The following is a 233-nucleotide window of genomic DNA, read 5'->3' as shown; positions in this document are numbered from 1 at the left end:
GCTTCATGGTGCCGACCACCAACACGGCGGGCTGGGGCCGTGCGATGGCAGGCGGCTCGCTGTTTCCCAACGATCCGAGCGCCGCGTTCAACAACCCGGCGGCCATGGCGTTCATCGACAAGCGGATCGCCCAGTTGACGGTCAACTACGCCGATATCGACATCAAGTACAACGGCGATGCCTACGACTACCAGGGTAATCCCATGACCGGCGGCTACCAGGACGGGCCGGGC

General features: G+C 64.4%; 1 protein-coding gene. It reads left to right on the top strand.

What is annotated here, in order from left to right:
* Window positions 1-233, top strand: a 233-nt coding sequence (locus BST14_RS32435; protein WP_211280882.1) for an outer membrane protein transport protein, incomplete at both ends; no start/stop codon positions are given.

The sequence above is a fragment of the Mycobacterium arosiense ATCC BAA-1401 = DSM 45069 genome (assembly GCF_002086125.1).
GTDB lineage: Bacteria > Actinomycetota > Actinomycetes > Mycobacteriales > Mycobacteriaceae > Mycobacterium > Mycobacterium arosiense.
Note: the sequence above shows the minus strand (reverse complement) of the source record. Positions and strands in the feature narration are given on the sequence as shown.